Consider the following 6,000-nt stretch of genomic DNA (forward strand, 5'->3'; position numbering starts at 1 on the left):
TTAATAACAGAAAAATCAAAACAATTGGTTCAATTTCTAAAATTCTAAAAAATATTTGAACTAAATCTCCCCAAGCAGAAAATCTCTTATGTTCCGGTAGATTATTCCGTTGCAGGAAAAATCGAGTGCAGAATTTTCATCAGTTATAGTCGCCAAAATCAAGAAAACTCACATTTTTGGAGAGTATAAATGAAAAAAAAACAGACGCAACCCCAAAAATCAACCTCTACGCTTCAAACTTTGTTATTTTTAACATACAATAAACCGCATAACAGTTATGACAAAAAAGGATTTTCTTTTTTCGGTTTCAAAAGATGCGCTTGTAGAGCTGATTTTTGATTTTTCAGAAACAAACCGGGAAGCTGAGGATTTTATTCAGAAAAAATGCAAAATGAACAGTTCTTTATATCTAAGTTTACAAATAAACAAATGACTGCGGAGCTGTCTTGATGTTGTAATCAGTCAGATTTCTTGGAGGATTAAATGTCTGAACATCGCCCAATTTATATGCAAATGCGGTTTCTTTTCCTTGAAAATATGAAAAAAACTTTTCTCTGCATATACCAGAATATTTTTCTGTTTTTTCCCAAAGTTCCGCCGGTGTTCCTTTTATTACAGAATTGACTTTTACAGAGCCAATAACTTTCATATCCGGGGCAGTTGAGTAAATCAAGATTTCATCGACAGTCCGCTTTGCAATTTGCCTGCGATATTCATACTTTTTTGTCCCTTGTAAAATTTTTGATGAATACTCCGGCTTTATTGATAACAATATCTTGCACATGTTTAGTCCCTTATAAAGTCTATATTTGTATTAGAATCATTCAGTATCTTGTTAAACTGCTCATCAGAAAGCCTTGTAAATGGTCTTGGTCCATTCGGAAATGGAATTATATCATTAGCCCACAGATACTCAAGATTAAGCCGTTTTGCAAGACTTTTCACATAGATAAAATTCACAACAAGAAGTTTGTCCTTTTTCTTATTCCAAAATTCTTCCAGCTCTTGTTCTGTAAATACACTCCTGTTTTTGCACGTTCTAAAAAATTCTTCTTTCGTATTAAAACCATGATTCATGTATTTTACCGAATCAATGATTCCAACAGTAGTTACAACTGATTTATATTTTTTAATTTCACCATTCTCTGCCATACGATAAAAAAGCAATAAATCACCTTTTTTCATACCTCGCTCTGATGTAAAAGAAATATAAACTTTTTGAAGCGCGTAACGATGCGGCTCTTTTCCAAGAAAGTCAATCTCATTTTCTGTATTTAGCTTAGAATCCGGAAGCAAACTTGTATGATATTTTGCAAGAATCGGCAAAAAATATTTTTGGCGGTTATCAAACAAGATATTAGGATAATTTTCTTTTACAGAAAAGTTTGGATTATAAGAATGCATTGTTTTTGTCAGAACCACTTCATCTTTGCCGTTTGTTCTTTTTGTTCCGTATTTTCTAAATCCCCAAACAAAAAGCAAATCTTCAAGTGCTTTCAATTCTTGCCTATCTTCAAAAAGAGTAACATAAATTTCATCGACTTTCCGTTCAAGCGCATTGTCAAAAATGATTTTTACAAAACGCTCACCCAATCGAAACCCAGAAGATTCCACCTTAAAAGTTCCAACTTTCAGTCTTTTTTTAGGCTGAAAAACTGGAGTTATATCAGAATAAGGTTCATTTTCAAATTCTGTTTTAAGATACAAAAAGCCTAAAATATCATTTGTGTCTGTACGGCAAACATAGGCTTTCTCATCACTCTTTTTTCTAAACCATTGTTCAAAACCAGAATAAGCAATTTTAAATGTATCAAAGAACGGACTATTTATATCAATATTTCCAAAAAGCTCTTTTTTGACGGCAAGCATTTTATATGATATAAGTTCTGGATTCTCATTGGTACATCTTGTAATGAACTCATTTATGGAAAGAACTTTTTCTCTTAGATCAAATATTCTTGATTTTTCTCTAAGCGCCTTATCTTCTGTTATAAGCAAATCTACCCGATTTGAATAAATTTCATAAAGCAATTGATTATCAACTTTATCATTATGGCTTTTTTCTTCTGGAAGTTTTGATTTAAAATCATCTGTTTGAGTTGCAACCGTTTTTATTTCTGTATATGCGGAGAGTTTTGCATTGTACAAATTTTGCATATTTTCATCATGAAAACTCCGAAGCTCTTCAACAACAAAAGGATGAATGCATTTCTCATAATTCAATTTGTCAAGCCAATAGAAAAGCAGTCCTATTCCATAATTTGTGGCTTTTGTATTTTCACGGTGAATAATAATATTTGTATCTAGTAACGCCCTCATAAACTACTCCAAATTCTTCATTCATGCTTACACAGTATTACAATTTATACATATAGTATATATTCAGTCTTATGATTTCGCAAGATTTTTAAATCCTTAAACCATCTCCACCTGACCGTTCATAAGCAAGGGAAGCAACCTATCTCGCATTATTGCCAATCTTAAATTTTCAGTTTTTAGATTTGATTGCATTTTTGACAGAGCTTTTACTTTTTGTGTGAAAGCCTGAACAATTTCTTTTGGCGGTAGAACCACTCGGCTTTGATTTATATGCTCAGAAGTTATGTGTCCCATCGTTGTTTTTCTGGCTTCCGCTTGTTTTTGAAAGTTTACTATGTACCTATCCAATTGCTGATAAACATATTCATTGGAAAAATAATTTTTTGGCACAACTTTGAAAATATGCTGGTTTAATCCGCCTTTTCCACTATTCCAAACCATGACTTCTAAAGTTGCAGACCAAGAAAACAAAATATCTCCGTTATTAATTTTATATTTTTCCGGAATATTTATTGAAACTTGCTCTGTGTCTTTTGTTATGCCTTCATTCATTTCACGAATTTTTATGACAGGCAATGATTGTTCATTCTCTTTTGGTCTGAAATTCTGGCAAGCAAGCCCGTTTATATAGTCCGCAATTTCATAAAGATTTCCAACTTCCCACCCAGCCGGGATTTCTCTTTTCAGCTCGGCGTTGTAGGCCACTTTTCCGCCACTGGACTTGTAGGGCTTGCCGTTTTCATTCGGAAAATCGAACTGCACAAACCAGTAGTCGTAAAGGCGTTTTGCCATCTGCTCAAGCTTTGCGTTTATGCGGCTGTTCAGGGCAATTTTTTTGTCGATGGAAGAAAGAAAATTGCCGATTTTTTCCTGCGAAGAATATTCAGGAATCCAAACAGTGCAGTCTTTTATTTTGCCCGGCGAAGTGTGCCTGATTTTTGTCTGCTGGGCAGCTGCACTTAACTGATTTCTTACAAGTTTTGACGGAATCAAATAGAAAGCAAAATTCGGATTCAGTTTTTCCTTGCATTTTATCAGAGCGACATCCTGACTTTGAATATATTTTCCGTCGCACGGAATTTTCGCGGTTGAGCCTAAAAGCCCGATTGCCTGCTCAGTAAGCGGCGTAATTATATCGTCTTTTTTCAAAATAAATTCCGGCTTTACAGCTCCTGTAAAAAACAGATTATCCTTTGACTTGTCATCTTTGAAGCAATTATTCTTGTAGTCAAAATTTCCCAAAGTCAATCTCATCAGTTCGCCTTTCGTGGAATAAAATTCTCCGCCCAAAGACATTCCGCGAGTAACTTCCATCAATTTTCCCAGCTTATATTTCTTCATCTGCATTGTTTGTTTCCTGTTTGACATCCAATCCTTGTTATGTTATATTCAAATTATGGACGTGAGGTGTGTTAGTTCCCCTGTTCGCCGTTTTTGGCCGCGTCACTCAAGCCTCTGAATTTTTCGGAGGCTTTATTTATTTTAAATAGCTCAATTGAATAAATATGATGTCCGTTGGCAATGCTTTCCTTTACAGTAATCAAAACTTCGCTCTTAGACCTGTTTGAAAGATCTGCGGCAGAAGCAAAACGTTTTATTGAAATTATGTTCGGGTCGTCAGGATTCTTCAAGTCCGGGTGGCTTGCAATAAGCTCGGCACGCTCAAAAAGTTCAATGATTTTTTCAGCCATTTCAAAATGCTCGTCAAGAGAATATCCGTTCTGCTTGGACTTTTCTATTGCCTTCGCGCTTGTCATTTTTTCAAGCGATTTTTTTGAAAGAACCGCCTCAATTCCTGTCTTTTTGTTTTTGACTTTACCAAGCGAGGTTTTTAGTTTTTCAAACAGTTCAGCGCGCTTAAAATTCGCATAGCCTTTTCTTTGTATTTTCGGACTATTTGAAGAATTTATTTTCATTTCAACTTTCTCCCAGCTTATATTTCTTCATCTGCATTGTTTTTGCTCCGCCTCTTAATTCTGCTATTCAATCAGTTTTTTTCCGTATTTTTCTTCTAGGAATCTTCTGTTGCGGTCTAGTTCTGCGCCCAGTTCTTCCTCTGTCGGAAGCACGGTTTTATAGCGGCTTGCGAAAATCTGCCGGGATTCGTTCAGAACGGAATATTTCACGATGCTTTCGTCCTTGTCCGCACAGAAAATAATTCCGATTGTCGGGTTGTCGTCATCGGCTTTTTTCAGCGAGTCAAACATCCGCACATACATATCCATCTGCCCGATGTCCTGATGTTTCAGCTCGCCCTTTTTCAGGTCAATCAGAACAAAACATTTTAGGATATAATTGTAGAAAACAAGGTCAATGAAAAAATCCTGAGTTTCAGTCTTTACGTGCATCTGTCGTTCAACAAAGGAAAACCCTTTCCCCATCTCAAGCAGAAACTTTTCAAGGTTTGAGATAATCGCATTTTCAATGTCTTTTTCTGAACTGCTAGTTTCAGGCTTTATTCCCAAAAACTCAAGAATATACGGGTCTTTTACAAGTGATTCATTTTTTAGTTTGGATGTTGATTTTTGAGGAATCTGGTTCTGCACAATCCGCTCAAACATCTGGGTTTTTATGCTTCTTTCAAGCTCCCGGACTGACCAGTTTCCATGTTTCGCTTCGTTTATGTAGTAATTACGTTTTTCCTCGGAATCAAGCCGCATAATCAGACGCAAGTGAGACCAAGTCAATTCGCTACACAGTGTGTAGCAAATCTTTGCTGATGGAAATGTCAAATAAAACTGACGGCAATTTTTTAAGTGGGCCTCGGACATTCCGCTTCCGATTTTCTTGTTCAGTTCTTTTGAAAGATTCACAATAATTTTTTCGCCGTAGCCCGCACGTTTTTCGCCTTTCTGCTCCTGCTCAACAATCCTGAATCCGACAAGCCAGTACGCCTGTATCATTACGGAATTTACAGACTTGTAGCTTTGCTTCCGGGCAGACTTTAAAATATCCTTTACGTCCTTTATATAATCATCTGAAAACTGCGAGTTGCTTAGATTGATAATTTCTTTTTCCATGCTTTTCCCCCGGCTTATGTTTTTTCATCTGCATTTTTGATTCCATGTTTCATTCTTATCAGCTAGAAAAAAGTTTTAGATATTCCTGAAATACAAATATGCGGTTGCGCTGTCGCTTTGTGATTTCCTCAAATATTCCTTTTTCTACAAAAACAGCGGCTAAATCTCCAGCTGCTTTTGCGGAAAGTCCTGTGATATTCTGTATATTTTTTATTGAAGCAATAGGATTTTTAAATAAATCAATTAAAAGGGTATGTGCAGTTGAATACCGTTTTCCCATTGTCATAATCGTTTCTTCAACTTTTGACTTTAACTGCATTATCTTTTGCAATGTGCGTGTGCTTTCTTCTGCAGTTTGAGCAATTCCGACCAGAAAATATTTTATCCACTGTTTTAAATCGTTCTTTTCACGAGTTATTGTCAGATTGTCGTAGTATAAAGAGCGATTTTTTTCAAAGAAAGCCGAAAGATACAAAAGAGGTTTTTCAAGAATTCCAGAGGCGACAAAATATAACGTGATAAGCAGACGCCCGACTCTTCCGTTTCCATCTAAAAACGGATGAATTGTCTCAAATTGATAATGCGCTATTGCGATTTTTATGAGATGAGGAACATTTATTTCTTCATTGTTCAGAAATTTTTCAAAATCGGACATGAGATC

At 35.7% G+C, this 6,000-nt stretch carries 6 protein-coding genes; all 6 read right to left on the reverse strand.

The features are described 5' to 3' along the window. Nucleotides 1-415: 415 nt before the first annotated feature. The gene (locus B3209_RS01105; protein ID WP_296689544.1) at nucleotides 416-784 is read right to left on the reverse strand and encodes an ASCH domain-containing protein; all 369 of its coding nucleotides are present in this window, start codon (nucleotides 782-784) and stop codon (nucleotides 416-418) included. A gap of 2 nt (nucleotides 785-786) precedes the next feature. Further along, nucleotides 787-2,319, reverse strand: a complete 1,533-nt coding sequence (locus B3209_RS01110; RefSeq protein ID WP_296689546.1) for a PIN domain-containing protein — start codon at nucleotides 2,317-2,319, stop codon at nucleotides 787-789. Between the two features lie 96 nt (nucleotides 2,320-2,415). Further along, nucleotides 2,416-3,666 (reverse strand): restriction endonuclease subunit S, encoded by a 1,251-nt coding sequence (locus B3209_RS01115; protein WP_296689548.1) that lies wholly within the window; start codon nucleotides 3,664-3,666, stop codon nucleotides 2,416-2,418. Nucleotides 3,667-3,731: 65 nt separating this feature from the next. Next, the gene (locus tag B3209_RS01120; RefSeq protein WP_296689550.1) at nucleotides 3,732-4,235 is read right to left on the reverse strand and encodes a hypothetical protein; all 504 of its coding nucleotides are present in this window, start codon (nucleotides 4,233-4,235) and stop codon (nucleotides 3,732-3,734) included. A gap of 63 nt (nucleotides 4,236-4,298) precedes the next feature. Continuing rightward, entirely contained in the window at nucleotides 4,299-5,339 is a 1,041-nt protein-coding gene (locus B3209_RS01125) for a PDDEXK nuclease domain-containing protein (RefSeq protein WP_296689552.1), read from the reverse strand. Between the two features lie 58 nt (nucleotides 5,340-5,397). Further along, nucleotides 5,398-6,000 (reverse strand): Fic family protein (locus tag B3209_RS01130; RefSeq protein WP_296689554.1); only part of this gene is annotated, 603 nt, incomplete at its 5' end.

Origin of the sequence: Treponema sp. UBA6852 (assembly GCA_002449305.1) — a bacterium.
GTDB lineage: Bacteria > Spirochaetota > Spirochaetia > Treponematales > Treponemataceae > Treponema_D.

What these genes read in the sequence shown, in the direction of transcription:
- B3209_RS01105 (WP_296689544.1), bottom strand. Translation starts at nt 784, where the DNA reads ATGTGCAAGATATTGTTATCAATAAAGCCGGAGTATTCATCAAAAATT.
- B3209_RS01110 (WP_296689546.1), bottom strand. Translation starts at nt 2,319, where the DNA reads ATGAGGGCGTTACTAGATACAAATATTATTATTCACCGTGAAAATACA.
- B3209_RS01115 (WP_296689548.1), bottom strand. Translation starts at nt 3,666, where the DNA reads ATGCAGATGAAGAAATATAAGCTGGGAAAATTGATGGAAGTTACTCGC.
- B3209_RS01120 (WP_296689550.1), bottom strand. Translation starts at nt 4,235, where the DNA reads ATGAAAATAAATTCTTCAAATAGTCCGAAAATACAAAGAAAAGGCTAT.
- B3209_RS01125 (WP_296689552.1), bottom strand. Translation starts at nt 5,339, where the DNA reads ATGGAAAAAGAAATTATCAATCTAAGCAACTCGCAGTTTTCAGATGAT.